The following is a 26620-nucleotide window of genomic DNA, read 5'->3' as shown; positions in this document are numbered from 1 at the left end:
CGAAGTGCACCGGGGATGGAGGCCATGTTATGGCGCACGGCTGGCGCTTTGGCCGCAGATCGTCGAGGATATGCAACAGATCGTCCAGATATGCATCGGGAGTCGCCCATGGATCGTCTTTCAACGCTGCTCAGCCATTTCGGTGTGAGTGCCGGCACCTTTCACAGTGGCACGTTTTGCGGCGTCGGCCTGCATGAGGGCGAACCGGTCGGGCATGTGCATCTATTACAGGCCGGCGAGTTGTTGCTGAAAGCGGGCAATCAACGTGAGGTTCGTATTGTCGAACCTTCACTGATTTTCTTCCCGCGACCCTGCACTCATCGGATGTCCGCCGATGAGGCCATGGGCGCACAGCTGGTCTGCGCCACGCTGACGTTTGACGGAGGTTCCGGCAATGCGCTGGCGGCGGCACTGCCGGATTATCTGCTGCTCAGACTCAGCGAAATCCCGGAGTTGGGCAACACGCTGGAATGGCTGTTCAGAGAAGCCTTTGAAGGTCATTGCGGGCGCGTGGCGGTGATGGATCGTTTGTTTGAATTGCTGGTGATCCTGCTGTTGCGCCACCTCATCAGCAGCCGTGTCCAGCCACCCGGCCTGATGGCCGGGCTCGCGGATCCGCGCTTGTCTCGCGCCTTGACCCTGATGCATGAGCAACCGGCCAGACCCTGGCGTGTGGCGGACCTGGCGACTGCCGCCCATCTGTCCAGAGCCGGATTCGCCGAGCAGTTCCACCGCGTCGTCGGGCAGTCGCCAGCTGACTATCTGCTGAGCTGGCGGATCAGTCTGGCGCAGAAGCGTCTGCGCGAGGGACGGCCAATTGCGCTGATCGCGCAAGAGGTCGGTTATGAAAGTCCTTCGGCACTGGCTCGAGCGTTTCGCCGCAAGACCGGGCTCAGCCCGCGGGAGTGGAAGGCTGGCGTCTGAGGATTATCGGGCGAATTTCTTTGCCCCGGCCACACACAGAATCACTCCCAGCGTCACCGTCAGCATCCCCAGGCTGACCTGTTCATGCAGCAACGTCGCCGCCAGCGCCAGACCGAAAAACGGCTGCAGCAATTGCAGTTGTCCCACTGCCGCAATCCCGCCCTGGGCCAGGCCGCGATACCAGAAAACGAACCCGATCAGCATGCTGAACAGCGCCACATACGACAGGCACAGCCAGGCCGACAGGCTGATGTGACTGAACGAGGCGGGGGCCAGCCACAGGCTGAGCAACGCCATCACCGGTAGCGACAACACCAACGCCCAGCAGATCACCTGCCAGCCGCCGAGCACGCGCGACAGTTTGGCGCCTTCGGCGTAACCCAGACCACAGGCCAGAATCGCCGCGAGCATCAGCAGATCACCGGTGGGCGAGGCGGTCAGCCCCTGTGACAAGGCGAAGCCAACGACCAAGACACTGCCGAGAATCGAGAACACCCAGAACACCGGTCGCGGATGCTCGCCGCCACGCAGCACGCCAAAAATCGCCGTCGCCAAGGGCAGCAATCCCACAAACACAATCGAATGCGCCGACGTCACGTGTTGCAGCGCCAATGCCGTCAGCAAGGGGAAACCCAGCACCACGCCCAACGCCACAATCAACAACGGCCACCACTGATCTCGTGCCGGACGCCGTTCGCGAAACAGCCACAACAGCGCTGCTGCCAACACGCCGGCAATGGCCGCGCGGGCCACGGTAAGAAACACCGGATCAAATTCCAGTACCGCCAGGCGCGTGGCCGGTAACGATCCGCTGAAGATCACCACGCCGATAAAACCGTTGATCCAGCCGCTGGTTTTTTCCAGGGCCGGGTTAACCGGGTTCGAAGTCCGTTCCATACAGGGTCACGCTCAAAGGTAGGGTTGCTTTCGAGTGATCCTGAAGCCGAGAATCAGCACAATCAAATAATTGTCATGGATACATCCGCTATGCCGCGCTCACGCTACAAGACCCTCGTTGACGCTTATGCAGCGGATATTCGTTGCGGGCATCTGGCACCGGGAACGCGCCTGCCGACCCACCGCGAACTGGCAGCCCGTGAAGGCCTGGCACTGGTCACCGCATCGCGGGTGTACGCCGAACTTGAGGCCATGGGGCTGGTCAGCGGCGAGACCGGGCGCGGGACGTTTGTCCGTGAAACCTCTTTGTCGCCGGGGCAGGGGATCGATCAGAAGGACGTGGCAGTCGGCATGATCGATCTCAACTTCAATTACCCGTCTCTGCCCGGTCAGGCGGATCTGTTGCGCACGGCGTTACGTCAATTGGCGCTGTCGGGCGATCTGGAAGCCTTGCTGCGCTATCAACCCCACGCCGGACGACAGCATGAGCGTGCCTCGGTGGCGCGGCATCTGCAGGATCGCGGGGTGCAGGCCGATGCCGGGCAAGTGCTGATCGTCAACGGAGCCCAGCAGGGGTTGGCGGTGACGCTGATGGCCTTGCTCAAACCCGGCGACGTCATTGCCGCCGATGCGCTGACCTATTCCGGCTTCAAGGTGCTGGCCGAAGCGTTGCATCTGGAAGTGGTGGCCATCCCGGCCGGTGACCACGGACCGGACCTGACGGCGCTCGACAAGCTGTGCCGCAGCCGTTCGGTACGCGCCGTGTACAGCATGCCGACGCTGCACAATCCGTTGGGTTGGGTGACGCCGATCGAGCAGCGCGAGCAATTGGTCGCGCTCGCCCGGCGGCATGATCTGATTCTCATCGAAGACGCGGCCTACGCCTTTCTGGTGGATAACCCACCGCGTACCCTGATTGATCTGGCGCCGGAGCGCACGGTGTACGTCTCGGGACTTTCCAAGAATATCGCCACCGGCCTCCGCGTCGGTTTTATTGCCGCCCCCCTGCGCAACGTGCCGGCGCTGGAACGCATCATCCGCGCCACCACCTGGAACACCCCCGGCGTGATGACCGCGATGGCTTGCGGCTGGCTCGACGACGGCACCGTCACCCTGCTGGAGCAACAAAAGCGCGACGATGCCAAGGCCCGGCAAGCGCTGGCCGCCGAGTTGTTGCAAGGGCTGACGTGCATCGGTCATCCGTCGTCTTACTTTTTGTGGTTGCCGTTGCCGGCAGACGTGCGTGCCGATCAGATTGTGGTGGAGTTGGTGCACCAGCAGATTTCGGTCACCACGGCCGAGCCGTTCGCCGTGTCGGCACATGTGCCGCATGCGATCCGGTTGGCGTTGGGGTCGGTGTCCATGGACGTCCTGCGCCAGGCATTGATTACCGTCAGAAAGGTCATCGGCGCTTATCTGTAAAAATACTGACTGTGAAATACACCTGTGGCGAGGGAGCTTGCTCCCGCTGGCCTGCAGCGCAGGCCCATATTGGGGTCGCTACGCAACCCAGCGGGAGCAAGTTACCTCGCCACAAAATGTTAGCCTTGCCTCGACTGCATCACACCGTTTTGGATTGCCCGATGAAAAACACCGCTTCATTTCTTCTTGCCCTGGCCGCAACCGCCGTGTTGTTCAGCTCAACCACCCACGCATCAGGCGATCCCGCCGCCGGCGAAAAGATCTTCCCGCGCCTGTGCGGCGGCTGCCATCAGGTTGGCCCGGACGCGCGCCCGGGTTTCGGCCCGCAACTCAACGGCATCATTGGCCGACCGGCCGGGACCTCGGCCAATTACGTGTATTCCGAGGCGATGAAAAACTCCGGTAAGACCTGGGATCGCGAAACGCTGACCGCGTATCTGAAAGATCCAAAAGGCGTGGTGCCGGGCACACGAATGATTTTCTGGGGGCTGAGTGACGAGGAGAAGATCGATAATTTGCTGGCGTATCTGCAAAGCTTTTCAGCAGAAAAACAATAGAGCCCGTCGGCCTGCCCCGGGCGCACGGCCGATGAGCTTCATGGGTGCGGGTTCAGGTCAGGAAGTTGTGGCGCCGAGCAGTTCAAGCCTGCCCAGCGCCAGTTCCACCAGTGCAAGGTGTTACGGGCTGCAGGAATGAACGTTAAACACATATAAACGATGAATCCCCAAAAGCAAAAAATCGCAGCCTGCGGCATCTCCTGCAGAGGTATCGGTATCCCCCTGCAGGAGCTGCCGCAGGCGGCGATTTTTTAGTGTCCGAACCAGGCGCCAAAATAATAAGCCCGTCCCCTTATGACTCTGGCGAACTGTTCACAGCCGTCGTACGTGGATGGCATCCAGGATAAAGTCATTGCCGCCTCGGGCTCCGCCGTAGCCTCCGCGATCCTCGTGATTAAGCATGTAAATCGTGTAGGCACCACTGACGGGTACTCGAAAATTGGCCACCTGCTGAAAAAAGGTGCCCGTTCTCGGTACCGTGAATGCGCCAAGAATCGGCATTCCGCTGGAGGTGCTGACGCTGATCACCGGTGGAACGTTGTCAGGTTGCGGACTGACATTGGCTACGTAGTAGCTGAACTGGTAGGTTCTCGCGGCCTTGAATTGAAATGTCTGGCTTAGCATGACTCCTGAGTTTCCCCCAGCGTCATAGGTCAGGTTTTCGTAGTGATCACTGAGAATTCTTGCAGTTCTTGAGGCCGGTCCTAATGCCCAGTTCCCGGCATTACCATTGAAATCGGTGATGGAGTCGCGCCAGGTGTCGGCAAGAATATTCAGATCAAGGCTTGGCGACCGCAGTGGCTGATTCTGCTCACTGGAGGACGAGACCAGATAGGTGATTGCCACTGTCCGGGCGGCATTGGCAATGAATGTTGATCGGGGAACCAGAAAAATCAGGGGCTTGATGGTATCGACATTCGTGGATGCAGTCGTGTAATGACCTCCCGCACCGGCCAACTCGACCTTGACGGACTGCCCGGGGGACATTCCGGTATAGATCGGAACTTCGATACGTGCACCGCTATCGGCAATATCATCGAAATTGAGGGTTGCACCGGGTAAGTCGAGCAATTTTGGTGCGGTCAGAGAGAGTGATTTGATCAGGTATGTTCGCACCGGGAACAATATTGCTGTGGCAAAGTCTGCGTCGCCGGCCAGATTCACCCAAAAGCTGATTTTCAGTTCACTGTCGTGCTTCAGGGATTTGAGCCACTCCAGCGGGAGTGCTCGGTTCAGGCCGGAAGTACCAGTATGAGGCTCATTCACCAGATCATTGTAGGGTTCGGCGGGACCCGTCCTGGTTACTCCGTCATAGCGAAGCCACAGGCGCTGTCCGGTTGCCTCGCCGGGCCAGGTAGTGACGGTCAGGCGATCACTGGTCTGTAACTTATTGATGTCGAGCTCCGCACCCTGGCGAATTTGTGGTGTCGGCAGCCGTGAGTCTTGCGGGGGGATCGCTTGAATTTTCAATGCCAGCGGCAACGACTTGCCCGCTTGTCCTCCATTACGGTTGAGGTTCCAGCGCATCTCGATTGTTCTGCCCTGGCGCACCGCGAGAAAAGCCTGGGTCAATACCGTATTTACCCGCTTGTTGCTGTTGAACTCCGCCAGAGGAAAGGCGGGTGATCCTGCAGGCGGCTTGACCTCTACCAATCGCGCCCGGTCATCCTTGATTGCACCGACGTATTCGATACGTACTGTCACCCCGTCCGGATAAGCCAGCACATCAATCGGCGTGAGCGCCGGTTTGACCAGTGTCGGCGGGTCCAGCGGCACCACGGCCTGTTCGCTGATGCGCAATTGCAGCAACTCGGAAAACACCCGCGTCTGCCCGGGATTGGCCACGGTGCATTGCACCACCAGCGGGGTGTCCGGGAAGGGGGCGATGTATTTGGCCGGCACCTTGAAGATGACCGGTTGGGACGGGTCGCTGACGATCAGGCGGAAAACGTACAGCGCTGCGACGCCGTCCTTGTCGGTGGTCTGCCAATGGGCTTCGACGGTGGCCCCGGTCTGCAGCGGCCAATATTCGGCCAGCTGTACGGTGGCTTCGGCGGTGTCCACCGGCAGTTTGCCGTCCACCAGCGGTGCGACGAGCGGCAGGCCAAGCGGTTGGGTCACGCCGCTGACGGTGACGTCCGCCGGTTTGGAAAATTGGCTCTTGCCGGCCCGAATCAACTGATAGGACGCGTGCAGAGCCCCGCCGATCAGGTTGCGGATTTTTTCATTCTCGACCGGAAAATCGACGGTGCGCGTGGCGGCGCTCAGGGTCCGGTTGTAGGTGTGGTTTACGGTTTCGCCGCCCTGAGTGACGCCTTGCAGGGTCAGTTCGATGCGGTCATTGGCGGCAAATACGCCGGTGACGAGGATACCGGCAGTGCCACCGTCCAGTTGATCGTGATGCAGGATGTTGTCGATGTCCGCCTGTTCGAAGATCGGTGCGGCCAACAGCACAATGCCCGGTTTGAACGGCAGCACCAGCGAGTCCGACCAGCCGCTGGCATTTTCCACCACATCGAACACTTCCCAGCGCACCATCAGAGTGTTGGTGGGAGCGAGGGTGGCCAGTTGATCCGGGGTCAGTTCGAACATCACATCGCCCAACGCGGTAACCGTGGTTTCCAGCAGCAGCGAGCCGAAGGCCAGGACCACTACATCACCGATGTGCTGGTTGAAATACTGCATGACGGTTACGAACATTCCGTCATCGATCACCGTCTGATCGACGAAACCCTCGGAAGCCACGGGCAATTTCAGGCCCTGGTTGAAGGGTTTGCCACCATCGGTATCGGCCTCGCCTGGCGCGGGGTATTTGTAGAGCAGCGGTATGTGCGGGGACTCTTCGGTATTTTTGCTGAAGCGCTTGACTTCGAACCACAAGTCCTTGCTCTGGATTTGCAGCGGCAGAAAGCGGGACTGCATGTCGGCAGCCGAAATGTGGAACGGGATGTTCTTGGCGTTGCCTTGGTCATCGAAGTGCGCAGCGGTAACCGAAAATTGCGCGACCGGTGATCGCGTGTTTTCGATAAACACTCTGATATCGTCGCCTACGGCCATCTCGATATAGGCCAGGATATACACCAGCAGACCGTCGCGGTCGCCCTGCACCATGTGGATGTTGATCCCCAGCGCCCCGTCCTTCTGCGGCTTGAAACCCACCGGATACGGCGGGTACACGGCCAGAACGCCGATACCGCGATCCGGTGGAAAGACAGTGATCTGCTGACTGGAAGCATTGCTCGTCAATTGGCTGGTCATGGGCGCGTCACCTGTTCAATATGGCTGGGTGCTGAGGGAGTGGCCCGAGGGATTAAAGCGCTGGCGGGGGCTGGCTGCCTACTGTCAGATCTGACAGGTGAGGGCGGGTTTGCGACGAATGGCAGGCCTGGATTTCCCAAAGCAAAAGATCTCAGCCTGCGGCAGCCCTCTGGCTCGCCGAATGGAACGATCAGCAGCCCGCGCTCGATCGACTCTGCCGCCAGGGTCATGTCGGGTTCTGGCGGGTTGCACCGGCACCCCGATGAACATCAAACAATACGACAGCAGCCAATACACCGTGATTGGTCACAGCGAAGCCACGGCCACCTGCCTGCTGCTGTTCGGCGTGATCCCGATTCAACAGAACCGCCGCTTCGTTCGTGCGCAGACAGCGGCGATCAAGGCCAAGGGCGGTGACGCCATGATCAACACCCAGGCTCAGGAAAACTGATTCTGGGCGTGGGTGCTGACCGGTTACACCACCAGAATTTCCGGTGATGTGGTCAAGCTGAAAAATGCTCAATAAGCAGCGGTTGAACGCAAAAGCCCGGCTGATCAGGCCGGGCTTTTTCATGGTTTGTGCGAAGAGACATCGACTCAAGCAACGCGACGCTCGATCAGCCGATCCGCGCCACCTTCAGCGACACGACGTTCCAGCAAGCGATCCGCGCCACCTTCGGCAACGCGACGTTCCAGCAAGCGATCCGCGCCACCTTCGGCAACGCGACGTTCCAGCAAGCGATCCGAGCCACCTTCAGCCACGCGGCGTTCCTGCAGACGGTCCGAACCACCTTCGGCTACACGGCGTTCCTGCAGACGATCCGAACCACCTTCGGCTACACGGCGTTCCAGCAAACGATCCGAACCACCTTCGGCTACACGGCGTTCCAGCAGACGATCCGCGCCACCTTCAGCGACACGACGTTCCAGCAAACGATCAGAGCCACCTTCAGCCAGACGGCTTTCGATCAACTTGTCCGAGCCGCCTTCAGCGACCATTTGGTGAACAGGGGCTGCTGCAAAAGCGTTAACTGCGAGTACTGAGAAAGCGATGCCGAGGATGGTTTGGCGTTTCATGATCGTGTGCTCCGGGGTGTATTGGGTTGGTATGGAGCTGATGTTACGCCGCGGATTTTTTATGAGAACTTCATTGACGTGATGGTGACTATCGACGCCAGCGATGTATGCCGGAACCCCTGATTTAAAGCTTCGGCGCCCGAATGCACAGCTCCCCGGTGGCACGGGTCAGGGCCAGTTCATGCAGTGCGTCGTGGGTCAGACCCTGGCGTGCCTTCGCCAGCCAGACCGGGCAATTCGGGTCGCGGCGATACGGCGCGAAATCGGCGTACTGACGCAGCAGGCGGTTTTGCAGTTCGTCCAGTTGCGGGCGAATCTGTTTTGCCAGATCCGGTCGTGGCGTGTCCGGTGCGCGGCCTGTCGCTTGCCATTGCGCCAGCAAACCGTATTGCACCAGTTTGTTGGCTTCCATTTGTGCGGCGATCAACTGGGCCACGTCCTCGGGATCGAGCTTGTGTTCGCTGGCCAGCGTGCGGGCACTGGCAATGACCTGGGCCTCGCGCGGGCTGTCCTGAATCGGCTTGCCGCTGTCCCATTTGGTCAGGGCCACGAGGTCGCCGATGTTCAGGCGTTCGTTCAGGGTTGTCAGCAACGGGCGCAACGAATCCAGCGGAGCAGGGGCCTGGGCGGCAGCGACGGAGTGGCTGACAAGGGCCAGCAATGAGCAGGTCAGAGCATTTCGCAGGAGGGGCATGGCAGGGCGCGATCCAGAATGAGTGTGCCGCCATTTAAGCCTTGAGCCGACCCGATGTCGACCGACTTTAACCCGCGCATCTAGCGTAATATCCACCGCATCTCCCACCCCGAGACGGACCCTCAATGCAAACCCCCGCCACCAGCAAACCCCTCTGGCAAACCTACCTGTTGTTCCTCGCACCGATGGTGTTGTCCAACTTTTTGCAATCGATGTCGGGCACGGTCAACAGCATCTACATCGGGCAGATGCTCGGTACGCAGGCGCTGGCGGCGGTATCGGGGATGTTTCCGATCGTCTTTTTCTTCATCGCACTGGTGATCGGGTTGGGTGCCGGTGCCGGGGTGTTGATCGGGCAGGCGTGGGGCGCGCGTGAGGCGCACATGGTCAAGGCGATCGCCGGGGCAACCTTGTTGCTGGGCGTGTTGATCGGTTTGCTGGCGGCGGTGCTGGGCAGTGTGTTCGCACGTCAGGCCTTGCAGGGGCTGGGGACCCCGGCGGATGTGCTGGACGACGCGGTGGCGTATGCCCGAGTGATGATGTGGACCTTGCCTTTTGTGCTGGTGTACGTGCTGTTCACTCAGTTGTTGCGCGGGGTGAGCGACACGTTGTCGCCGATGCTGGCGCTGTTGCTGTCAACCGTCGTCGGTCTGGCACTGACTCCGGCATTCATTCGCGGGTGGCTGGGTCTGCCGCAACTGGGGATTCAGAGTGCGGCGTTCGCCGGTCTGGCCGGTACGCTGACGGCGATGGCGTGGCTGGCCTGGAGTCTGATTCGCAAGGGACACCCGCTGGCACCGGACCGCGAGTTCTTCGGCGCGCTGCGGCTGGACGGGGCGATTCTGGGCAAAGTGCTGCGCATCGGCCTGCCGACCGGGGTGCAGATGATCGTGCTGTCGTTGTCGGAGCTGGTGATTCTGACGCTGGTCAACCAGCACGGCTCGCAGGCGACGGCGGCGTATGGCGCGGTGACGCAGATCGTCAACTACGTGCAGTTTCCGGCGCTGTCGATTGCCATCACCGCCTCGATCCTTGGCGCCCAGGCCATCGGCGCCGGGCACCTGCAGCGCCTGGCCGCGATCCTGCGCACCGGGCTGTTGATCAACGTGTGCCTGACCGGTGGCCTGATTGTGCTCGGCTACCTGTTGTCGCACTGGCTGCTGGGGTTGTTCCTGACCGAAGACTCGACCCGGGCCATGGCCGAGCACTTGCTGCATATCATGTTGTGGAGCCTGCTGGTGTTCGGTTTCCAGGCGATCATCGGCGGCATCATGCGTGCCAGCGGCACGGTGCTGGTGCCGGTGGCAATCGCCATTGTCTGCGTGGTCGGCGTGCAGCTGCCGGCGGCTTACTGGCTGGACGGGCAGTACGGTTTGCAAGGGGTGTGGATGGCGTTTCCGGTGGCCTATCTGGGCATGCTGGTATTGCAGACCCTGTATTACAAACTGGTCTGGCAGCATCAGAAGATCGAGCGGCTGGTCTGAGCCTGAGCCACACCGGCGGACAGATGACATGGCACAACTGCCGGTTGTTTGCTTAAGTCAATCGAGGCCTCGAAGGTTTGCCCTGTCCGGAGAATCCCATGCGTGCCCGATTCACCGCTGTGGCACTGTTTACCGGCCTGTGCGTCATGACCTGCGCGCAGGCCGCTGAATACAATCGCGTTAACACTACCGCCAGCAAGATCAGCTTCATTTACAAGCAATTCGGCGACCAGGTCTATGGCACCTTCGGCAAGTTCGACGCGACGCTGCAGTTCGACAGCGACAACCTCGCCAACGCCCACACTACGCTGCACATCGACCTGGCCAGTATCAATGCCGGCAGCGACGACGCCAATAACGAGCTGGTGAAACCGGCGTGGTTCGACACCCAGCGCTTTCCTGAGGCGGTGTTCGTATCCAGCCGTTTTACCCGCGTGGCGAACAACCGCTATCTGGTCGCAGGTCTGCTTACCGTCAAAGGCATTACCCGCGAGGTGCAAGTGCCGGTCGAGCTGAAGCCGGACAGCGCGATCGGCATTTTCGACGGCGAGCTGGTGCTCAAACGCAGCGAATTCGGACTTGGTGCGGGGGAGTGGGCGGATACCGTCGTGTCCAACGACATTGCCATTTCCTTCAAGGTGGTGGCGCCACAGCAGTGACGCCAGCCGTTGCGGTTAATAGGCGCGCCAGTGTCCCGGCACCCAGCGCCATTCATGGCCACCCCAGCGGTAATGACCGGCGACCCAGTGATAGCCCGGCGCAGGCATCACCGGCACCACTTCCACTGGCGGCGGTGGCCGGTGCGGACGGACCGGTTCGACGACGCAACCGGACAGGGTGATCGCCACCAGTGCGGTGGCGAGCAAGGCTTTAATGCTTCTGGACATGGGCTGTTCCTTATAGAAGAAGTGTGCAGGTCGACGGCTAATCAGCGCACCCAGCGCCCTTCAACCCAGAACCAGTTCGGCCCGCGTGCCTGCCAGTGCCCCGGTCGCCAGTGCGCACCATGACGCACCGGTTGCCAATGGCCGGGCATCCACACGTAACCGCGTCCTTCCCAGCGCCAGTGGCCCTGATCCCAGACATACCCGGGACGCGCGCCGGGCATCACTTCCATGCGCATCGGCGGTGGGGCTTGCTGGACGATCACCACCTGCTGGGCAAACGCTGGCGCACTGGCCAGCGCCGCCAGCGTCATCGGCACCAGCAGCAGGGTCTTTCGCCATTTGAACAGTGAACGCAACACGCTCATGACAACTCCTCAAGGCCTGCGTGAAAAAAGTGAACGCAGCTGAAGAATTGGACGCCAAATCGGCAAAAGATCCGCTGTGCGGCAGATGAAATTTTCTTCAGCTCAACCACCACTTTCCTGTAGGAGCTGCCGCAGGCTGCGATCTTTTGATCTTGCTTCTATAAAGCCAAAAGATCGCAGCCCTTGGCAGCTCCTACACAGAGCAGGCGTCGGGACAGGGTATGATGGCGCGGTTTTTCGCCGGAGTTCACCCGTCATGCCACGCATCACCCACTACAAATCCCCATGCCCCGAAAGCGTCAACAGCCAGATTCTGCAACTGGTGGTCGATTACCTGACCGACATCAGTGCGGTCGGTCTTGGCCCGAGCAACCTGCTGTACAACGTCTATCAGTACGCGGTCGGCTATGAGGTGCATCTGTATCTGGAGGCGCTGAACGGCGAGAAGGGCACCGAGGTTGAGTTGTTGGTGGCGACGGCTGAGGATGATCCGGAGCAGGTCACCGGTTTCCTTTTGTACTTGCCGGTGCAGGGCGACTGGGAAGCGTGCAGCGTCGCCTACATGGCCGTGCGCGAAGGCTATCGGCGTCAGGGTGTGGCGCGGGCGATGATCGGCGAGATGGTCAGCCGTTACCCGCATGCCGAACTGACCTGCAGTGTCGGCAAGGTGCCGTATTTCGAAGCGCTGGGGTTCGAGGTGATCGGCGCTCGCGAAACCCAGGTGCTGATGAGCACCCGGCATTACCGCAGCAACGGCCTGCGCGGTTTTATCGACACCACACCGATCTACCGCTCGCTGGAAGTGCAGCAGATCCACACCTACCTGCTGCAGAAAAACGGCAAGCGCGCGATGCTCGATGCCGAAAAACAGCGCGACCGGCATCTCGATCAGGTCACCCGGCACACTGAAGAATTCGTGCGCCAGCGGCTGACGTTGCACTGAGTCAGCGGCAAAAAACGGACAAAAAAAGAGCCTCAAGGCTCTTTGATGGGGAGAAGTAGAGCCCATGAGGCTCAAGCTGCGCATGAAACAGGGAACAGGCTTGATTTGGGGTTCAGAACACCCGATCCCTACGCAGGCGCTCAGGAGTGAAGCGCCTGTGTACCTTCATCATGGGAACGCGCGGGGGCTGACTCAAGTACCGCGTGTCGAAATCCTGATATAGCGCGAAGCGGATGATGACGTGGTCGTTGAGCACCGCTGACTCCCTCTGTAGGAGCTGCGGCACGCTGCGATCTTTTGATTTTTTGAAAGCAAGGTCAAAAGATCGCAGCGTGCCGCAGCTCCTACAGGTTTTTGTAGCGTTAGCGTGATCCGGGCCAGCCGGCCTTGGCCAGTGCGGCGAGCAGTGTTTCCTTGTCCAGCCCCGGCACTGCATGCCCGTTGCCCTCGGTGCTCTCGCTGGCGAGCAGGGCGTTGATGATCGCTTCTTCGACCGCTTCGGTGGCGGCCAGGAACAGCTCGCTGATGTGGTCGTTGTTGACCATGCGCAAGCCGTCGCAGGTCGGCGCACCTTTGCCCTCGTAGGCAGCAGGCGGCACCTGTTCGTTGCCGGTGGCGAAGGCGATGAAGATGTCGCCGCTGTGGTCCTCGTTGCCACCGCCGCTGCGGGCCAGGCCGAGGCTGGCGCGCTGTGCCAGACGCGTACATTGATGCGGCAGCAGCGGTGCGTCAGTGGCCAGGCAGACCACGATCGAACCCATGCCTGGATGCGGCAGCGAGGCACGCAGGAACGGCGAATCGACCTGCTCCATGTAGCGGCCCACCGGATAACCGTCGACCCGCAACTCGCTGCGAATGCCGTGGTTGGCCTGCACGATCGCACCCACCGTCCAGCCGCCCTGAGCGCTGCTCAAACGCCGTGAGGCGCTGCCGATCCCACCCTTGAATTCATGGCAGATCATGCCGCTGCCGCCACCGACAGCGCCTTCTTCAACGGCACCGGCATGCGCGCAATTCAGCGCCTCGGCGACATGTTCGGGCTTGACGTGAAAACCGTTGATGTCGTTGAGCAAGCCATCGAAGGTTTCCAGCACCACCGGCATGTTCCAGTAGAGGCGCCCGTCGTCCGGTTGCTGTTGGCGGTCCAGCGCAATCAGTGCATCGCGCACCACGCCGAGGCTGTGGGTGTTGGTGAAGGCGATGGGACTGGTCAGCAGCCCGGCCTCGCGAATCCACTCAAGGCCGGTGGCATCGCCGTTGCCATTAAGCACATGCACCCCGGCAAAACACGGTTGCTGGTTGCTTGAGCCACGGCGCGGTTCGATCACGGTGACGCCGGTGCAGATGTCGCGTCCGGCGTCGCTGCAGCCACGCACGTTACTGTGGCCGACGCGCACGCCGGGGACATCGGTGATGGCGTTGAGCGGGCCGGGTTGCAGTTGGCCGATGCGGATGTTGAGGTCACGGGCACGGGGTTTCATGGGTTGTCTCTCTATAACAAGGCAGAAATGAATGAGTGGGGCTGAACACAAAACCCTGTGGGAGCGTGGCTTGTCCGCGAAGGCGGTGTGTCATTCAAAGGAGATGTTGACTGACCCGACGCATTCGCGAGCAAGCTCGCTCCCACAGGGGAAATGGGTTGGGTTACTGGCCGTTCTTGACCTTGCTCCACACCCGCGTGCGCACGCGTTCGGTGGCTTTGGGCAGCGGCTCCAGGGTGTACAACGTGGCCATCGCCGCCGCCGACGGATACACCGCCGGGTTATCCCGCGTGGCTGCGGCCACCAGCGGGGTCGCGGCGCGGTTGCCGTTGGGGTACGACAGGTGATCACTGACCGGCGCGATCACTTCCGGGCGCAGCAGGTAGTCGATGAACGCCAGGCCCTGAGTGCGGTTCGGCGCATCCTTGAGCAGCACCAGCGTGTCGAACCACACCGGCGCGCCTTCCTTGGGCAGGCTGTAGGCGATCTTCACACCGTTGTTGGCCTGCTCGGCGTTGGTCTTGGCTTCGAGCATTGCCCCGGACCAGCCCACCGCCACGCAGATGTTGCCGTTGGACAGGTCACTGATGAATTTCGACGAGTTGAAGTAGGCAATGTGCGGGCGCAACTTGAGCAGCAGCGCTTCGGCTTTCTGATAATCCTCGGGATTGGTGCTGTTGGGCGGCAACCCGATGTAGTGCAGGGCCACCGGGAGCATTTCCGATGGCGAGTCGAGCATCGCCACCCCGCACTGACCAAGCCTGGCGAGGTTCTCTTCCTTGAATACCAGATCCCAGGAATCCAGCGGCGCCTTGTCGCCGAGCGCGGCGCGCACCTTGTCGACGTTGTAGCCGATGCCGTTGGTGCCCCACAGATAAGGCACGGCGTATTGATTGCCGGGGTCGTTGTTGGCCAGTTTGCTCAGCAGATCGCTGTCCAGATTCTTCCAGCCCGGCAGTTGATCGCGCGGCAGCGGGGCGAGGGCGCCGGCCTTGATTAGCGTCGGCAGGCTGAAGTTGCTCGCCACCACCACGTCGTAACCGCTGCGGCTGGTCAACAGTTTGCCTTCGAGCACTTCGGCACTGTCGAAGGTGTCGTAAACCGGCTGAATACCGCTGTCGCGCTTGAAATCAGCCAGGGTCGTGGGGCCGATGTAGTCGTACCAGTTGTAGACGTGCACGCTCGGTGCGTCGGCGGCACTGGCAGCGAATGTGACGCCCAGACAGGCGAGCAGGCCAAGGTTGATGCCCCGGTTGATATAGCCACGACGACAACGCATGATGCGGCACTCCTGGCCTGCGGCAGGCCGGTGATTGACAGGAGTACTCAGCCTATCGGGGCAGGCGCGCCTGACCCATTCCCATCATGGGTTACACAAAAGGGGTAGTGCGTGGACGCGTTGTTGCAGGAGTTGCCGGTGCATCAAAGTCTGGCGCGGGTGTTTGCCGCCGTCGGCCAGGACGCTTTCTGGCGTGCGCTGGTGGACACGCTGCGGCTGCTGGTACCGCTGGACAACGCGTTGGTGGCGCTGATGAAGGCGGGGCAGGCGCCGCAGTTGCTGATCGACTTCGACAGCAAGGGCCGCGCCGACGAGCAGGAAGAGCTGGCCAGCTATAGCGCCGGGATGTACCTGCTTGATCCGTTCTACCAAACCGCCTCGACCGGCATCGCCGACGGCCTGCACAGCCTGGCTTCGGTGGCGCCGGATCAGTTTCTGCATAGCGAGTATTACCAGAGCTACTTTCGCTCGGTGGTCGGTGAGGACGAGTTGCAGTTCATGATCAACGTCGAGGGCGGTGTACTGGGCCTGTCGCTGGGGCGCTCGACGGCTTTCGATCTGGTCGAGCAGGGCCGTCTGTTGTGCGTGCGCGACTGGGTGCTCGCTGCGATGCGCCGTCACGTGCAGCTATTGCCGCCGCAAGGGACCGGCACCGAGCCGGTGGCGGGGGATCTGGCGACGCTGCTTGATCGCTTCGACGCGCGTCTGACCCTGCGCGAAGTCGACACCGCGCGGCTGATTCTGCAAGGGTTCTCCAGCAAGGCCATCGCCCAGCAGATGGGGATTTCGCCGGAGACGGTGAAGGTTCATCGGCGCAATCTCTATCACAAGCTCAACGTGAACGGGCATGGTGAACTGTTTGCGCTGGTGTTGCGCCCACCCACTTCCTGACCCACCAAACCCCTGTGGGAGCTGGCTTGCCAGCGATGAGGGTGGCACAGCTGACATCCTCGTTACCAGAAACACCGCCATCGCTGGCAAGCCAGCTCCCACAGGGATCAGCGGTGTTGGCGGGGTGTCAGGTCAGTCGAAACGTTTGAACACCAGCGCCTTCAGGCCGCTCTCGGGATCGACATCCGGAAACTCCGGCGGATTCTCCAGCCGCTGCTCAAAGCGCAGACTTGGCGCCTCCTGAGTCACGCCATCAATCAAAAAGCCCGAACCCAACGACGGATCATTCATGCACGCCAGCACCGTGCCGTCTGCCGTGAGCAATTCCGGCAAACGACGCAGCACGCGCTGGTAATCCTTGGTCAGCAGGAAACTGCCTTTCTGGAATGATGGCGGGTCGATGATCACCAGGTCGTACGGGCCGCTGTTGATCACCTTGCCCCAGGACTTGAACAGGTCGTGACCAAGAAAACTCACCTTGCTCAGGTCATGCCCGTTCAAGCGGTGATTGTCGCGACCACGGCTCAGGGCCGCGCGGGACATGTCGAGGTTGACCACATGGCGGGCGCCGCCTTCGATCGCCGCCACGGAAAACCCGCAGGTGTAGGCGAACAGGTTCAGCACGCGTTTGCCCGCCGCTTGTTCACGCACCCAGTTGCGCCCGTAACGCATGTCGAGAAACAGCCCGGCGTTCTGCTTGCGGCCCAGATCGACGCGGTACTGCAAGCCGTCCTCGACGATGCTCATCTCGTCGATGGCATCCCCCAGCAACCATTCGGCGGTGCTTTGCGGCAAATAGCGATGTTGCAGCAGCAGGGTGTGGGCGCCGGACTGCTGCCACTCGGCCGAGGTGCTGAGGTCGAGCAGCACGTGCTTGAGCGCTTCGAGCTGTTCCGGTGCCGGTTCCTTGAACAGCGAGACCAGCACCACGCCTTGCAGCCAGTCCACTGTCAGTTGCTCCAGCCCCGGCCAGCAACGTCCACGACCATGGAACAGGCGACGGGTTTCGCTCGGTGCGGCCGCCAGTGCAGGCAACAAGTGGGCGCGGAGGGTGGCGAGGGCTTCAGGGTTCATCAGTCACGGTCGGCAAGCAAAAGGGCCGGCATTTTAACCACAAAAGCCGCCTGACGAACGCCCGACAGCCAAGGTCATTGACCACTGTTAAGAAAAGACCTGTATCAAAAATGAATTTATGCAGGGCGCGCTGCTCATACCTGATAAGCAGCGGATTTGAGCCGCTAAGTCGTTAATGCAATTCAGGGAGTGCCAGTTCATGAGTCCAACACCGACGCCGAGCGCGCACCTTCCTGGCGGGTTGATTCTGGTGGTTGAGGACGACCCGTTGATTCTGGAATTTCTCTGCGAAATTCTTCAGGAGGAAGGTTTCAAGGTCGAGCCGCAAACCAGTGCGGATGCCGCCAAGCTGTATCTGGAAGCGCACGCGCCGGAAGTCGCGCTGCTGCTGACCGACATCACCATGCCCGGTGAAATCAACGGCGCGGGGCTGGCCAATCTGGTCGGCGAACGCTGGCCGGACAAACCGGTGATGGTCATGTCCGGTTATGAAACGCCGGAGACCTCCGGGGTCAAGCACCCGGTGGCGTTCATCAAAAAGCCCTGGGCCATCGGCCAGTTGCTCGATTGTGTCGACAGCGCGTTCAAGTCCAAAGCCGCGCGTCTGCACTGAGTCTTCGGGTCGAATCGCCGGGCAAAAATGCTACATTGCCCGGCCAATCCGCCCAGTTCTGTCAAAGGATGCGACCTTTTGTCTGCTCACGATAACGTCTTCGATCGCGCGTTCGGCGCGTTCCTGTTCGACATGGACGGCACCGTCCTCAATTCCATTGCCGCTGCCGAGCGCGTCTGGGCGGCGTGGGCCGAGCGCCACGGCGTGGATGTCGAAACGTTTCTGCCGACCATCCATGGCGCCCGCGCCATCGACACCATCCGCCGGCTGAACCTGCCGGGGGTTGATGCCGAGGCGCAAGCGGCGTTCATCGCGCAGGCGGAAATCGATGATGTCGAAGGGATTGTGCAGATTCCCGGGGCCGCGGCGTTTCTCGACAGCCTGCCTGCGCAGCGTTGGGCCATGGTGACCTCGGCGCCTCGGGATCTGGCGTTGCGCCGCATGGCGGCGGCGGGGATTGCCGAGCCTGCGGTAATGATTACCGCTGAGGATGTGACGGCAGGCAAGCCCGATCCGGCGGGTTATCGTCTGGCCGCGCAGCGTCTGGGGCTTGATCCCGCCGATTGCCTGATTTTCGAAGACGCCACCGTCGGCATCCAGGCTGCTGAAGCGGCCGGAGCGGCGCTGATGATCATCACCACAACGCACCAGCATCCGCTCGACACCCGCCACGGGACGATCGACAGTTATGAGTCGCTGAGCGTCACCGCCAACAGCCAAGGCCAACTGCACCTGCAGAAGACCTGACGCAACACAATCTCTGTAGGAGCTGCCGCAGGCTGCGATCTTTTGCCTTTGATTTTCAAAAGCAAGGTCAAAAGATCGCAGCCTGCGGCAGCTCCTACAGGGTCAGTAGACGCCCGGTAACAAGCGCCAGCTACGTGCGCAATAAGCCTCGTACTCCGCACCAAACTGCCCGCGCAGCAAGGCTTCTTCCGAGTGGATACGCGCGATCAACGGAATCAATGTCAGCGCCGCCAGAATCAACCCGACACTGGAACGAAACGCCAGCTCCCAGCCCACGGCATTGATCACCAACCCCAGGTAGCTCGGGTTGCGCAGGCGCGTGTAAATGCCGTCGGTGACCAACCGATGCCCCGGCTGAATCGCCACCAGACCGCTGAACCGTCGACCCAGCACAAACACCGGCCACAGCCGTAGCGTGCCACCGACGATAAACAGCAGCGCGCCGAGCCAGCGCACGCCTTCAGCGCCGAAAGTCCAGAAGTCGATGCGATCGCAGTACGCCGGCAGAAAACCGCTGAGCAGACCGATGACGCCGAACGCCGGAATCACCCAGCGGTTGGCCCGGTCCTCGCGCTCGCCCGAGCTCATGTTCACATCGGTGAACAGCGACGCCAGCACCATCAATACTGTGGCCAGCGCCACCAGCACCAGCGCCCCCTGCGAGAAGAACACCGCCGGCCCGCCGATGCCCCACACCGCCAGCCCCAGATAGGCAAGGGTGGCCAGCACCGCGACCACGGTCATTTGCGCAGACATTTTCATGGTGTTCTCTAAAAAGCAGCTGACCCTTTCAGTGTAGAACGCCGCTCAACCCGCGAAAGCGTCGGATCGTTCGCGACCGGTCTTTGGTCGGCCACGTCTTCATACGGCCGACATCGCGTCTACGCTGATCCATTCCTTCTATTCGTCCGTGTATTGCCTATCGAAGAGGTGAACCCATGAAAATCGACTTGAGTGGAAAACTGGCCATCGTCAGCGGCAGCACGGGTGGCATTGGTCTGGGCATCAGCCAGTCGCTGGCCGAAGCCGGCGCCACGGTGGTGGTCATCGGGCGTGAAGCGGCCAAGGTCGAGCAAGCGCTGGCGAGCATTCGGCAGCAGGTGCCGGGTGCGCAATTGCGGGGTCTGACGGCGGATCTGGGCACCGCCGAAGGCGCGGAAAAACTCTTCGCCGCTGAACCGCGTACAGACATTCTGGTGAACAACCTGGGGATCTTCGACGCCGTGGATTTCTTCGACACCCCGGACAGCGAGTGGACGCGCTTCTATGAGGTCAACGTGATTTCCGGCGTGCGCCTGGCGCGCCATTACGCGCCGGCGATGGTCGAGCAGGGTTGGGGGCGGATCATTTTCCTGTCTTCGGAATCCGGTGTGGCCACCCCGGCCGACATGCTCAACTATGGCGTGACCAAAAGCGCCAACCTCGCGGTGTCCCATGGCTTGGCCAAGCGTCTGGCCGGCACAGGCGTGACGGTCAATGCGATCCTGCCGGGGCCGACCTTTACCGGCGGCGTGGAGCACATGCTCAAGGACGCTGCGGCCGAGTCCGGTCGCAACCTGCGCGATGAAGCCGACGCTTTCGTCCGCCGGGCGCGGCCGACCTCGATCATCCAGCGGGTGGCTGACGTTGCCGAGGTGGCGCATCTGGTCACGTACATTGCCTCGCCGTTTTCCTCCGCCACCACGGGCGCGGCCTTGCGCGTGGATGGCGGTGTAGTCGACAGTATGGCGATCTGAGTTCAACGGCCTCTATCAGGCTGGCCTTGAGGCGCTGCGGGCCAATTACCCGGCTTGATCATCCAACACAAAAAACGGTGGGAGCTGGCTTGCCAGCGATGACGGTGTTTCAGTCGAATAGATATTGACTGGACCGCCGCCATCGCTGGCAAGCCAGCTCCCACAGGGGATGTATCAGTTTGAAAGATCGGCGCAAATTCAGGACTGTGAGATCAAACTCTGCCGGCAATCCAGCACCAGCTTCGCGCCCCCCAGTTCACTGCTGCCCACCTCAAGATTGAAGCCATGCAGGCTGACAATCGCCGCGACAATCGACAGGCCCAGGCCAAAGCCGCTCTGCGGTTGCCCGCCTTCGGCGCGATAGAAACGCTGGAACACCGCCTCACGCTCGGCTTCGGGAATCCCCGGTCCGGAATCGTGGACTTCGATCCGTGTATGCCCGTTGTCATTCACGCCGCGCAAAATCACCGTGCCACCCGCCGGGGTGAACTTGATCGAGTTGCTCAACAGATTGGCCAGCGCCTCGAACAACAACGCGCGGTCGCCATTGAGGGGCGGCAGGGTTTCCGGCATGTTGAGGACGAACAGCAGTTCGCCTTCTTCGGCCAGTGGCAGGTAAAACTCATGCAGTTCCTCCAGCAATTGCACCGGATCGAGCTCGACAAATCCTGAGCGCCGTTGACGATCTTCCAGTTCGGAAATCCGCAGCAAGCCGCGAAACCGCGCCATCAGCGTATCGGCCTCAGCCAGCACCAGATCCAGTTGCGCCGCTGCGGGCGAACCTTCGCCGGCCTGTTGTTGCATGCGATACAACTGCGCGCGCAGGCGTGTCAGTGGCGTGCGCAAGTCATGGGCGATGTTGTCGCACACGCCTTTGACTTCGTGCATCAGCCGTTCGATGCGATCGAGCATGGCGTTGACGATGGCGGCGAGCATGTCCAGTTCGTCGCGGCGGTTGGACAGCGGCAAACGGTGAGTCAGGTCGCCGGCGACAATGGCCTGGGCGCTGTCCTGAATCGCGCGGATGCGCCGCAGCGGCCGACGGCGCAACAAATGCCAACCGGCAATCCCCGGCAGGATCGTCAGTGACACACCCCAGAACAAGGCATGCAGAATGATCCGTGTCACTGCGAACAACGAACCGTTATCGCGCAGCAACACCAGCCAGCGGCCATCGCGGGTCTGGGTCGCCACCGCGTCGCAGCTGTCGGCGGGCAGGGTCGGGTCATCGGAATCGGCGCAGTCATCCAGCGTATGAATCTTGCCGTCCAGCGGCAGGCCTTCGGGCAGTTGCTGCAAGGCACCTCCGAGGTACACGCCCTGGGCGTCGAACAGGCCGTAGGCGTCGATACCGCGGATGTCGAAGGTCATGCTGGCGGCGAGCGCTTCTTCCAGTTGTTCACCGCGAAAGTGCGAAAACAGATGCTGACGTTGCATCAGCGAATGCTTGGCAAGGTTATCGAGGTAGCTGGAGACTTCGAAGTACATGACCCCCATGAGGATCGCGCTCCAGGCCACGAACAGCGAACTGTACAGCGCCAGCAGACGGCTGCTGGAGGAGCGCCAGCCGTCAGACGGGTTCGGCAATGACATAACCCGAGCCCCGTACCGTGCGAATCAGCGGAACATTGCCCGCCGCGTCGATCTTCTTGCGCAGACGACCGATGTGCACGTCGATCAGGTTGGTGCCCGGGTCGAAGTGATAACCCCAGACTTCTTCGAAAATCATCATCCGCGACAGGATCTGGCCACTGTTGCGCATGAGGAATTCCAGCAACTTGTATTCGGTCGGCAGCAGCGTCAGCACCTGCTCGGCGCGGCGTGCTTCGTGGCTGATCAGATCCAGTTCGAGGTCGGCCACCTGCAATGTGGTGGCCTGGGTGGCGACACTGTTCTGGCGGCGCAGCAGCACTTCCACGCGCGCGGCCATTTCGTCGGTGGCGAACGGCTTGGTCAGGTAATCATCGCCGCCAGCCCGCAAGCCGCGCACACGCTCATCGACATCGGAGAGCGCGCTGATCATCAGAATCGGCGTGGCCACGCCCATGGTGCGCAGGGTGGTGACGATGGCCAGGCCGTCGAGTTCCGGCAGCATGCGGTCGAGGGTAATCAGGTCGTAGTTACCACTGACCGCACGGTCCAGACCTTCGCGGCCATTGTCGACCCAATCCACTTCCAGGCCGTGGCTGCTGAGTTCGGCAACGATTTCACGGGCAGTCACGGCGTCGTCTTCGATGGTCAAAATACGAGTCATAGAGCAGGCCTTGATCGGTTCAAACGGGATGGCAGCATTTTGCCAAGTATTTTCCGTCGCGCTTTAAATTAACTTTCATGTATAGCCTGTCACAAACGCAGATTCGGGTGCCCGGCTGTTTTGCCGTCAATGCAGAAAACCCGCTGCTTTGCGTGCATTGTTGCAAATTGCAATGAGCAGAGAAGTTCAGTCTTTTTAAGTCGTTGAAAAATATAGATTTATTTAAAGGTGTCGACTGGCACGGTCGCTGCAATTCATCTGCTGACGAGTTGTAACACCATTTTTCATGCCTGGAGCACTACAACAATGAATAGATCCTCTGATGGGTTTTATCCGGCCTTCGAAGGAGAGTCGAGCAACGTGTCAGGCGTGTCCTGGGGCGCGATCTTCGCGGGCGCGGCGGCGGCTGCAGCACTGTCGATGATTCTGGTGCTGCTTGGCTTCGGTCTGGGATTCTCTGCCGTTTCACCTTGGGCCGGGGAGGGCGTCAGCGCCAAGAGCCTGGGGATTTCCACGATTGTCTGGCTGGCGGCGACGCAGATTATTGCCTCCGGTCTGGGTGGCTATATCGCCGGCCGCCTGCGGGTGAAGTGGGCCAACATGCACGGAGATGAAGTGTATTTCCGTGATACCGCCCATGGCTTCCTCGCCTGGTGTGTGGCGACGCTGGTCACCGCTGTGCTGGTTGTCGGCTCGGTGAGCAGTGTCATCAGCGGCGGTGTGCAGGCCGGTGCCAGTGTCGCCGGAGGCGCAGCCGCTGCCGCGACTCAGGCGGCCGGTACCGCTGCAGCAAACACCAGCAGTGATCAATACGGTTACTTTGTCGACAGCCTGTTTCGCGATGACCGTCCTGCGTTCGTCAGCGATGACGCCGCGCATGGTGCGGTGACCCGGATCTTCGCCCAGAGCCTGGCCAACGGCCAACTCAGCCCTGAAGACCGCACCTACCTCGCGCAGCTGGTCGCACAGCGGACCAACCTGAGTCAGGCCGACGCCGAGAAGCGGGTCGACGAGGTTTACGCGCGCACTCAAAAAGCCATAGCCGATGCCAAGGTCAAAGCCCAACAGGCGGCTGACACCGCTGCCAAGGTTGCTGCCTGGACGTCGCTGTGGATGTTCATTGCGCTGTTGGCCGGTGCGTTCTTCGCCAGCCTGGCAGCCACCTTCGGCGGCCGTCGTCGGGATGCAGTCGAGTACGTTGAAGTCGAGACTTACACCGCCACCACCACGCTGCCGCCAGTCCGTTAACAAGGAGAATCACCATGCGCTCTCTACTACTGTTTTTCCTCGGTGTGCCAATCCCGATCATTATCCTGATCGCCCTGTTCGTGCACTGATCCTGTTGCTCTATTGAGGCCTTTGCCTCAGCCGCTTTCACTTCACGGTGAAAGCGGCTTTTTGCTTTCTGCGTCCACGCACGCTCTCCCAGGACTCATCGTTGTTGCTGAAATTCGGGGTTGAATAATATATGGATATCCGTATATTCGGTTTTCCATATGTTCGAGTCCACCCCATGCTCACGCCCACCGAACTGTTCAAAAGCCTGGCCGACGAAACCCGCGTGCGCGCCACCTTGCTGATTGCCGAGCAGGGTGAGCTGTGTGTCTGCGAGCTGATGTGCGCCCTCGACGACAGCCAGCCGAAAATCAGCCGCCATCTCGCGCAATTGCGCAGCAATGGGTTGTTGCTTGATCGGCGTCAGGGCCAATGGGTCTATTACCGGCTCAACCCGGACCTGCCGGACTGGGTCCGGCAGGTCCTCAACGTCACGGCCAAGGCCAACACCGATTGGCTCAAGGACAACGCCTGTCGCCTGCACAACATGGATGGCCGTCCTGCCCGCGAAACTGCGTGCTGCTGAACTTCAACTATCCCCGGGAGCTACCCATGCGTGTCCTGTTCATGTGCACGGCCAACAGTTGCCGCAGCATCCTTTCCGAAGCCATGTTCAATCATCTGGCGCAGGAGGGCTTCGAGGCGGTGAGCGCCGGCAGTTTTCCCAAGGGCCAGGTGCTGCCGCGCAGCCTGACGACGCTGCAACAGGCCGGTATCGCTATCGATGGTTTGTACAGCAAGGGCAACGACGCGTTTGCCGACAACCCGCCGGACATCGTCATCACCGTTTGCGACAAGGCGGCGGGCGAAACCTGCCCGGTGTACTTCGGCCCGGCAATCAAATGCCATTGGGGGCTGGAGGATCCCTCCGAGGTGGCCGGTGATGAGGCGGCCGTGGATGCGGCGTTCCGTGCCACGCTGGCGATCATCGAGCGCCGCTGCAAAACCTTCCTCGGTCTTCCTTTCCAAACACTCAGCCGCGTTGAGCTTCAGCGTGAACTGGATCGCATCGGCTCCCTTTGAGCCGGAGGACATATGTCAAAGCACCTGCCCAATCTTGATCACACGCTGTTCGAAGGCCGCAACACGCCACCTTCGCACGAACACAAACCGCGCATCCTGCTGCTCTACGGCTCGACCCGCGAACGCTCCTTCAGCCGTCTGCTGGTGGAGGAGGCCGCACGCTTGCTGGAGCACTTCGGTGCTGAAACGCGCATCTTCAATCCGTCCGGTTTGCCGTTGCCGGACGACGCTCCGGTCGATCATCCCAAAGTGCAGGAACTGCGCGAACTGGTGCTCTGGTCGGAAGGCCAGGTGTGGTGTTCGCCGGAACGCCACGGCGCGATGTCGGCGGTGTTCAAGGCGCAGATCGACTGGATCCCGCTGGAACTCGGCGCGGTGCGTCCGACCCAGGGCAAAACCCTCGCGGTGATGCAGGTCTGCGGCGGTTCGCAGTCGTTCAATGTGGTCAATCAGCTGCGTGTGCTGGGGCGCTGGATGCGCATGTTCACCATCCCCAATCAGTCTTCGGTGCCCAAGGCTTTTACCGAATTCGACGAGGCGGGGCGGATGAAACCTTCGCCGTTCTATGATCGCGTGGTCGATGTGATGGAGGAGCTGGTGAAGTTCACCGTGCTGCTGCGCGACCGCCAGGATTTTCTGGTGGATCGCTATTCCGAACGCAAGGAAAGCGCCGAGCAACTGATGGCCCGGGTCAATCAGCGCTCAATCTGAAGCGCCGCGACACGCCTTCATCGGTCGGGCAGTGCACAAACGTTCTAGCCGTTCCGAGGCATTTGTGGATTACTGGCGCCAGCCCATTAGCGTATTCAAGCCATGAGTAACTGGATCGACCTTGCCCACGACCGGGAAACCGGCATCGAAACCCTGCACGCGCATTTCGCCGGGCATGCGCACGCCTACGATCCGCACTGGCATGAGACCTACCTGATCGGTTTCACCGAGCAAGGCGTGCAGCGCTTCAACAGCCGTCGGGCGCGGCACGACAGTACCCCGGGCAAAGTCTTCATGCTCGAACCCGGGGACATCCATGACGGCGACGCGCCGAGCCCGGACGGCTTCACTTATCGCATGCTGTACCTGCAACCGGCATGGCTGGAACAGGCGCTGGACGGTTTGCATCTGGGCAGTTATGGCAGCGGCTTGCCGGGCATCGGCAGTGTGCTCAACGATGATCCCGAGCTGGCCCGCGCCACCTTGTTTGCGTTCAATGCGTTGCATCAACAGGACGTGCGCATGGTGCGCGAGGTGGCGCTGGACGCCTTGCTCGAACGATTGGCGATTCATCTGTATCGCCGACCGCAACCGACCGCTGCCAACCGCGCGCCTTTGATCGCTCGTCAGGCGCGCGATTATCTGGTGGCCTTTCACGAACAGGACATCAGCCTGCAAACCCTGGCCGAGGTCTGCGGCACCGACCGCTTTCGCCTGACCCGCGCCTTCAAGGCAGCCTATGGGCTCGCGCCGCACGCGTGGCTGATCCAGTTGCGTCTCAGCCGGGGCCGGCAGATGCTCGCTGCCGGCATACAGCCTGTGGACGTCGCCAGTCGCCTCGGATTCGCCGACCAAAGCCATCTGGGCCGCTGGTTCGTACGCGCTTACGGCATCACGCCGGGCGCCTATCAGCAACGCGCCATCGGCACCTCTCGGCGCTGAACAAACGTTCAAGACCGCAGCCCTGC

The 26620-nt window shown here is 61.1% G+C and carries 27 protein-coding genes and 1 pseudogene; 16 read left to right on the top strand and 12 right to left on the bottom strand.

Annotated features, from left to right (window positions below; all coding sequences use genetic code 11):
* Positions 1-108 precede the first annotated feature (108 nt).
* Positions 109-924, top strand: coding sequence for an AraC family transcriptional regulator (locus L6D63_RS17795; protein WP_047295062.1), 816 nt, complete (start codon positions 109-111; stop codon positions 922-924).
* 3 nt (positions 925-927) lie between these two features.
* Here L6D63_RS17795 and L6D63_RS17790 read toward each other — a convergent pair whose 3' ends face one another.
* Complete coding sequence (locus L6D63_RS17790; RefSeq protein ID WP_131670164.1) at positions 928-1821, bottom strand: DMT family transporter; 894 nt, start codon at positions 1819-1821, stop codon at positions 928-930.
* A 90-nt stretch (positions 1822-1911) separates the two neighbouring features.
* On the opposite strand from L6D63_RS17790, the gene L6D63_RS17785 reads away from it, so the two are divergent.
* Both L6D63_RS17785 and L6D63_RS17780 read left to right on the top strand, forming a co-directional pair.
* Positions 1912-3243, top strand: a complete 1332-nt coding sequence (locus L6D63_RS17785) for an aminotransferase-like domain-containing protein (protein WP_095666923.1) — start codon at positions 1912-1914, stop codon at positions 3241-3243.
* Between the two features lie 161 nt (positions 3244-3404).
* Positions 3405-3800: a c-type cytochrome gene (locus tag L6D63_RS17780; protein ID WP_131670165.1), complete on the top strand. Its 396-nt coding sequence runs from the start codon at positions 3405-3407 to the stop codon at positions 3798-3800.
* A 312-nt stretch (positions 3801-4112) separates the two neighbouring features.
* On the opposite strand, the gene L6D63_RS17775 is transcribed toward L6D63_RS17780, so the two are convergent.
* Entirely contained in the window at positions 4113-7058 is a 2946-nt protein-coding gene (locus tag L6D63_RS17775) for a hypothetical protein (RefSeq protein WP_131670166.1), read from the bottom strand.
* A gap of 181 nt (positions 7059-7239) precedes the next feature.
* Here L6D63_RS17775 and L6D63_RS17770 point away from each other — a divergent pair.
* A pseudogene (locus tag L6D63_RS17770) lies at positions 7240-7584 on the top strand (hypothetical protein).
* 71 nt (positions 7585-7655) lie between these two features.
* Here L6D63_RS17770 and L6D63_RS17765 read toward each other — a convergent pair.
* Entirely contained in the window at positions 7656-8135 is a 480-nt protein-coding gene (locus tag L6D63_RS17765) for a phage infection protein (protein WP_131670167.1), read from the bottom strand.
* A gap of 124 nt (positions 8136-8259) precedes the next feature.
* Positions 8260-8829 (bottom strand): chorismate mutase, encoded by a 570-nt coding sequence (locus tag L6D63_RS17760; protein ID WP_131670168.1) that lies wholly within the window; start codon positions 8827-8829, stop codon positions 8260-8262.
* Between the two features lie 125 nt (positions 8830-8954).
* On the opposite strand from L6D63_RS17760, the gene L6D63_RS17755 reads away from it, so the two are divergent.
* Positions 8955-10313, top strand: a complete 1359-nt coding sequence (locus tag L6D63_RS17755) for an MATE family efflux transporter (protein WP_095666918.1) — start codon at positions 8955-8957, stop codon at positions 10311-10313.
* A gap of 98 nt (positions 10314-10411) precedes the next feature.
* On the top strand, positions 10412-10972 hold the full coding sequence (locus L6D63_RS17750) for a YceI family protein (protein WP_131670169.1): 561 nt from the start codon (positions 10412-10414) through the stop codon (positions 10970-10972).
* A 15-nt stretch (positions 10973-10987) separates the two neighbouring features.
* On the opposite strand, the gene L6D63_RS17745 is transcribed toward L6D63_RS17750, so the two are convergent.
* Both L6D63_RS17745 and L6D63_RS17740 read right to left on the bottom strand, forming a co-directional pair.
* Positions 10988-11200, bottom strand: coding sequence for a YXWGXW repeat-containing protein (locus L6D63_RS17745; RefSeq protein WP_047295049.1), 213 nt, complete (start codon positions 11198-11200; stop codon positions 10988-10990).
* A 41-nt stretch (positions 11201-11241) separates the two neighbouring features.
* Positions 11242-11565 (bottom strand): YXWGXW repeat-containing protein, encoded by a 324-nt coding sequence (locus tag L6D63_RS17740; RefSeq protein ID WP_041074788.1) that lies wholly within the window; start codon positions 11563-11565, stop codon positions 11242-11244.
* A gap of 256 nt (positions 11566-11821) precedes the next feature.
* Between L6D63_RS17740 and L6D63_RS17735 the strand changes: the two genes are divergently transcribed.
* Positions 11822-12508 (top strand): GNAT family N-acetyltransferase, encoded by a 687-nt coding sequence (locus tag L6D63_RS17735; protein WP_131670170.1) that lies wholly within the window; start codon positions 11822-11824, stop codon positions 12506-12508.
* Positions 12509-12870: 362 nt separating this feature from the next.
* Here the strand turns inward: L6D63_RS17735 and L6D63_RS17730 are convergent, their stop codons facing one another.
* Both L6D63_RS17730 and L6D63_RS17725 read right to left on the bottom strand, forming a co-directional pair.
* Entirely contained in the window at positions 12871-13989 is a 1119-nt protein-coding gene (locus L6D63_RS17730) for a DmpA family aminopeptidase (protein WP_131670171.1), read from the bottom strand.
* A gap of 163 nt (positions 13990-14152) precedes the next feature.
* Positions 14153-15268 carry a polyamine ABC transporter substrate-binding protein gene (locus tag L6D63_RS17725; protein WP_131670173.1) on the bottom strand — a complete coding sequence of 372 codons (1116 nt, stop codon included), beginning with the start codon at positions 15266-15268 and terminating at the stop codon, positions 14153-14155.
* Positions 15269-15379: 111 nt separating this feature from the next.
* Between L6D63_RS17725 and L6D63_RS17720 the strand changes: the two genes are divergently transcribed.
* Entirely contained in the window at positions 15380-16159 is a 780-nt protein-coding gene (locus L6D63_RS17720) for a helix-turn-helix transcriptional regulator (protein ID WP_095666912.1), read from the top strand.
* Between the two features lie 132 nt (positions 16160-16291).
* On the opposite strand, the gene L6D63_RS17715 is transcribed toward L6D63_RS17720, so the two are convergent.
* A complete protein-coding gene (locus tag L6D63_RS17715; RefSeq protein ID WP_131670174.1) occupies positions 16292-17233 on the bottom strand; it encodes a class I SAM-dependent methyltransferase in 942 nt (313 codons plus the stop codon).
* 199 nt (positions 17234-17432) lie between these two features.
* Between L6D63_RS17715 and L6D63_RS17710 the strand changes: the two genes are divergently transcribed.
* Positions 17433-17846 (top strand): response regulator, encoded by a 414-nt coding sequence (locus tag L6D63_RS17710; RefSeq protein ID WP_041062997.1) that lies wholly within the window; start codon positions 17433-17435, stop codon positions 17844-17846.
* A gap of 78 nt (positions 17847-17924) precedes the next feature.
* Positions 17925-18593 (top strand): HAD-IA family hydrolase, encoded by a 669-nt coding sequence (locus tag L6D63_RS17705; protein ID WP_131670175.1) that lies wholly within the window; start codon positions 17925-17927, stop codon positions 18591-18593.
* Between the two features lie 102 nt (positions 18594-18695).
* On the opposite strand, the gene L6D63_RS17700 is transcribed toward L6D63_RS17705, so the two are convergent.
* On the bottom strand, positions 18696-19355 hold the full coding sequence (locus L6D63_RS17700) for a methyltransferase family protein (protein ID WP_131670176.1): 660 nt from the start codon (positions 19353-19355) through the stop codon (positions 18696-18698).
* A 176-nt stretch (positions 19356-19531) separates the two neighbouring features.
* Between L6D63_RS17700 and L6D63_RS17695 the strand changes: the two genes are divergently transcribed.
* Complete coding sequence (locus L6D63_RS17695; RefSeq protein WP_047295032.1) at positions 19532-20329, top strand: SDR family NAD(P)-dependent oxidoreductase; 798 nt, start codon at positions 19532-19534, stop codon at positions 20327-20329.
* Positions 20330-20527: 198 nt separating this feature from the next.
* Here the strand turns inward: L6D63_RS17695 and L6D63_RS17690 are convergent, their stop codons facing one another.
* The gene (locus L6D63_RS17690) at positions 20528-21922 is read right to left on the bottom strand and encodes a sensor histidine kinase (protein WP_047295030.1); all 1395 of its coding nucleotides are present in this window, start codon (positions 21920-21922) and stop codon (positions 20528-20530) included.
* Positions 21900-22583 carry a response regulator transcription factor gene (locus L6D63_RS17685; protein ID WP_003223938.1) on the bottom strand — a complete coding sequence of 228 codons (684 nt, stop codon included), beginning with the start codon at positions 22581-22583 and terminating at the stop codon, positions 21900-21902. The genes L6D63_RS17690 and L6D63_RS17685 overlap by 23 nt, the downstream gene beginning before the upstream one ends.
* A 306-nt stretch (positions 22584-22889) precedes the next feature.
* On the opposite strand from L6D63_RS17685, the gene L6D63_RS17680 reads away from it, so the two are divergent.
* From L6D63_RS17680 to L6D63_RS17660, 5 genes are all read left to right on the top strand, one after another.
* Positions 22890-23831, top strand: a complete 942-nt coding sequence (locus L6D63_RS17680) for a hypothetical protein (protein WP_131670177.1) — start codon at positions 22890-22892, stop codon at positions 23829-23831.
* A 265-nt stretch (positions 23832-24096) separates the two neighbouring features.
* Positions 24097-24444 (top strand): metalloregulator ArsR/SmtB family transcription factor, encoded by a 348-nt coding sequence (locus tag L6D63_RS17675; RefSeq protein ID WP_041062977.1) that lies wholly within the window; start codon positions 24097-24099, stop codon positions 24442-24444.
* A 26-nt stretch (positions 24445-24470) separates the two neighbouring features.
* On the top strand, positions 24471-24941 hold the full coding sequence (locus tag L6D63_RS17670; protein WP_131670178.1) for an arsenate reductase ArsC: 471 nt from the start codon (positions 24471-24473) through the stop codon (positions 24939-24941).
* A 12-nt stretch (positions 24942-24953) separates the two neighbouring features.
* Positions 24954-25652 carry an arsenical resistance protein ArsH gene (arsH, locus tag L6D63_RS17665; RefSeq protein WP_131670179.1) on the top strand — a complete coding sequence of 233 codons (699 nt, stop codon included), beginning with the start codon at positions 24954-24956 and terminating at the stop codon, positions 25650-25652.
* Positions 25653-25754: 102 nt separating this feature from the next.
* Positions 25755-26594, top strand: a complete 840-nt coding sequence (locus L6D63_RS17660) for a helix-turn-helix domain-containing protein (RefSeq protein WP_095666904.1) — start codon at positions 25755-25757, stop codon at positions 26592-26594.
* Positions 26595-26620 lie beyond the last annotated feature (26 nt).

The sequence above is a fragment of the Pseudomonas parakoreensis genome (genome assembly GCF_021602155.1).
GTDB lineage: Bacteria > Pseudomonadota > Gammaproteobacteria > Pseudomonadales > Pseudomonadaceae > Aquipseudomonas > Aquipseudomonas parakoreensis.
The sequence above is the reverse complement of the archived record's forward strand: the minus strand, read 5'-3'. Positions and strand labels throughout refer to the sequence as shown.

What these genes read in the sequence shown, in the direction of transcription:
- L6D63_RS17795 (WP_047295062.1), top strand. Translation starts at nt 109, where the DNA reads ATGGATCGTCTTTCAACGCTGCTCAGCCATTTCGGTGTGAGTGCCGGC.
- L6D63_RS17790 (WP_131670164.1), bottom strand. Translation starts at nt 1,821, where the DNA reads ATGGAACGGACTTCGAACCCGGTTAACCCGGCCCTGGAAAAAACCAGC.
- L6D63_RS17785 (WP_095666923.1), top strand. Translation starts at nt 1,912, where the DNA reads ATGCCGCGCTCACGCTACAAGACCCTCGTTGACGCTTATGCAGCGGAT.
- L6D63_RS17780 (WP_131670165.1), top strand. Translation starts at nt 3,405, where the DNA reads ATGAAAAACACCGCTTCATTTCTTCTTGCCCTGGCCGCAACCGCCGTG.
- L6D63_RS17775 (WP_131670166.1), bottom strand. Translation starts at nt 7,058, where the DNA reads ATGACCAGCCAATTGACGAGCAATGCTTCCAGTCAGCAGATCACTGTC.
- L6D63_RS17765 (WP_131670167.1), bottom strand. Translation starts at nt 8,135, where the DNA reads ATGAAACGCCAAACCATCCTCGGCATCGCTTTCTCAGTACTCGCAGTT.
- L6D63_RS17760 (WP_131670168.1), bottom strand. Translation starts at nt 8,829, where the DNA reads ATGCCCCTCCTGCGAAATGCTCTGACCTGCTCATTGCTGGCCCTTGTC.
- L6D63_RS17755 (WP_095666918.1), top strand. Translation starts at nt 8,955, where the DNA reads ATGCAAACCCCCGCCACCAGCAAACCCCTCTGGCAAACCTACCTGTTG.
- L6D63_RS17750 (WP_131670169.1), top strand. Translation starts at nt 10,412, where the DNA reads ATGCGTGCCCGATTCACCGCTGTGGCACTGTTTACCGGCCTGTGCGTC.
- L6D63_RS17745 (WP_047295049.1), bottom strand. Translation starts at nt 11,200, where the DNA reads ATGTCCAGAAGCATTAAAGCCTTGCTCGCCACCGCACTGGTGGCGATC.
- L6D63_RS17740 (WP_041074788.1), bottom strand. Translation starts at nt 11,565, where the DNA reads ATGAGCGTGTTGCGTTCACTGTTCAAATGGCGAAAGACCCTGCTGCTG.
- L6D63_RS17735 (WP_131670170.1), top strand. Translation starts at nt 11,822, where the DNA reads ATGCCACGCATCACCCACTACAAATCCCCATGCCCCGAAAGCGTCAAC.
- L6D63_RS17730 (WP_131670171.1), bottom strand. Translation starts at nt 13,989, where the DNA reads ATGAAACCCCGTGCCCGTGACCTCAACATCCGCATCGGCCAACTGCAA.
- L6D63_RS17725 (WP_131670173.1), bottom strand. Translation starts at nt 15,268, where the DNA reads ATGCGTTGTCGTCGTGGCTATATCAACCGGGGCATCAACCTTGGCCTG.
- L6D63_RS17715 (WP_131670174.1), bottom strand. Translation starts at nt 17,233, where the DNA reads ATGAACCCTGAAGCCCTCGCCACCCTCCGCGCCCACTTGTTGCCTGCA.
- L6D63_RS17710 (WP_041062997.1), top strand. Translation starts at nt 17,433, where the DNA reads ATGAGTCCAACACCGACGCCGAGCGCGCACCTTCCTGGCGGGTTGATT.
- L6D63_RS17700 (WP_131670176.1), bottom strand. Translation starts at nt 19,355, where the DNA reads ATGAAAATGTCTGCGCAAATGACCGTGGTCGCGGTGCTGGCCACCCTT.
- L6D63_RS17695 (WP_047295032.1), top strand. Translation starts at nt 19,532, where the DNA reads ATGAAAATCGACTTGAGTGGAAAACTGGCCATCGTCAGCGGCAGCACG.
- L6D63_RS17690 (WP_047295030.1), bottom strand. Translation starts at nt 21,922, where the DNA reads ATGTCATTGCCGAACCCGTCTGACGGCTGGCGCTCCTCCAGCAGCCGT.
- L6D63_RS17685 (WP_003223938.1), bottom strand. Translation starts at nt 22,583, where the DNA reads ATGACTCGTATTTTGACCATCGAAGACGACGCCGTGACTGCCCGTGAA.
- L6D63_RS17680 (WP_131670177.1), top strand. Translation starts at nt 22,890, where the DNA reads ATGAATAGATCCTCTGATGGGTTTTATCCGGCCTTCGAAGGAGAGTCG.
- L6D63_RS17675 (WP_041062977.1), top strand. Translation starts at nt 24,097, where the DNA reads ATGCTCACGCCCACCGAACTGTTCAAAAGCCTGGCCGACGAAACCCGC.
- L6D63_RS17670 (WP_131670178.1), top strand. Translation starts at nt 24,471, where the DNA reads ATGCGTGTCCTGTTCATGTGCACGGCCAACAGTTGCCGCAGCATCCTT.
- arsH (WP_131670179.1), top strand. Translation starts at nt 24,954, where the DNA reads ATGTCAAAGCACCTGCCCAATCTTGATCACACGCTGTTCGAAGGCCGC.
- L6D63_RS17660 (WP_095666904.1), top strand. Translation starts at nt 25,755, where the DNA reads ATGAGTAACTGGATCGACCTTGCCCACGACCGGGAAACCGGCATCGAA.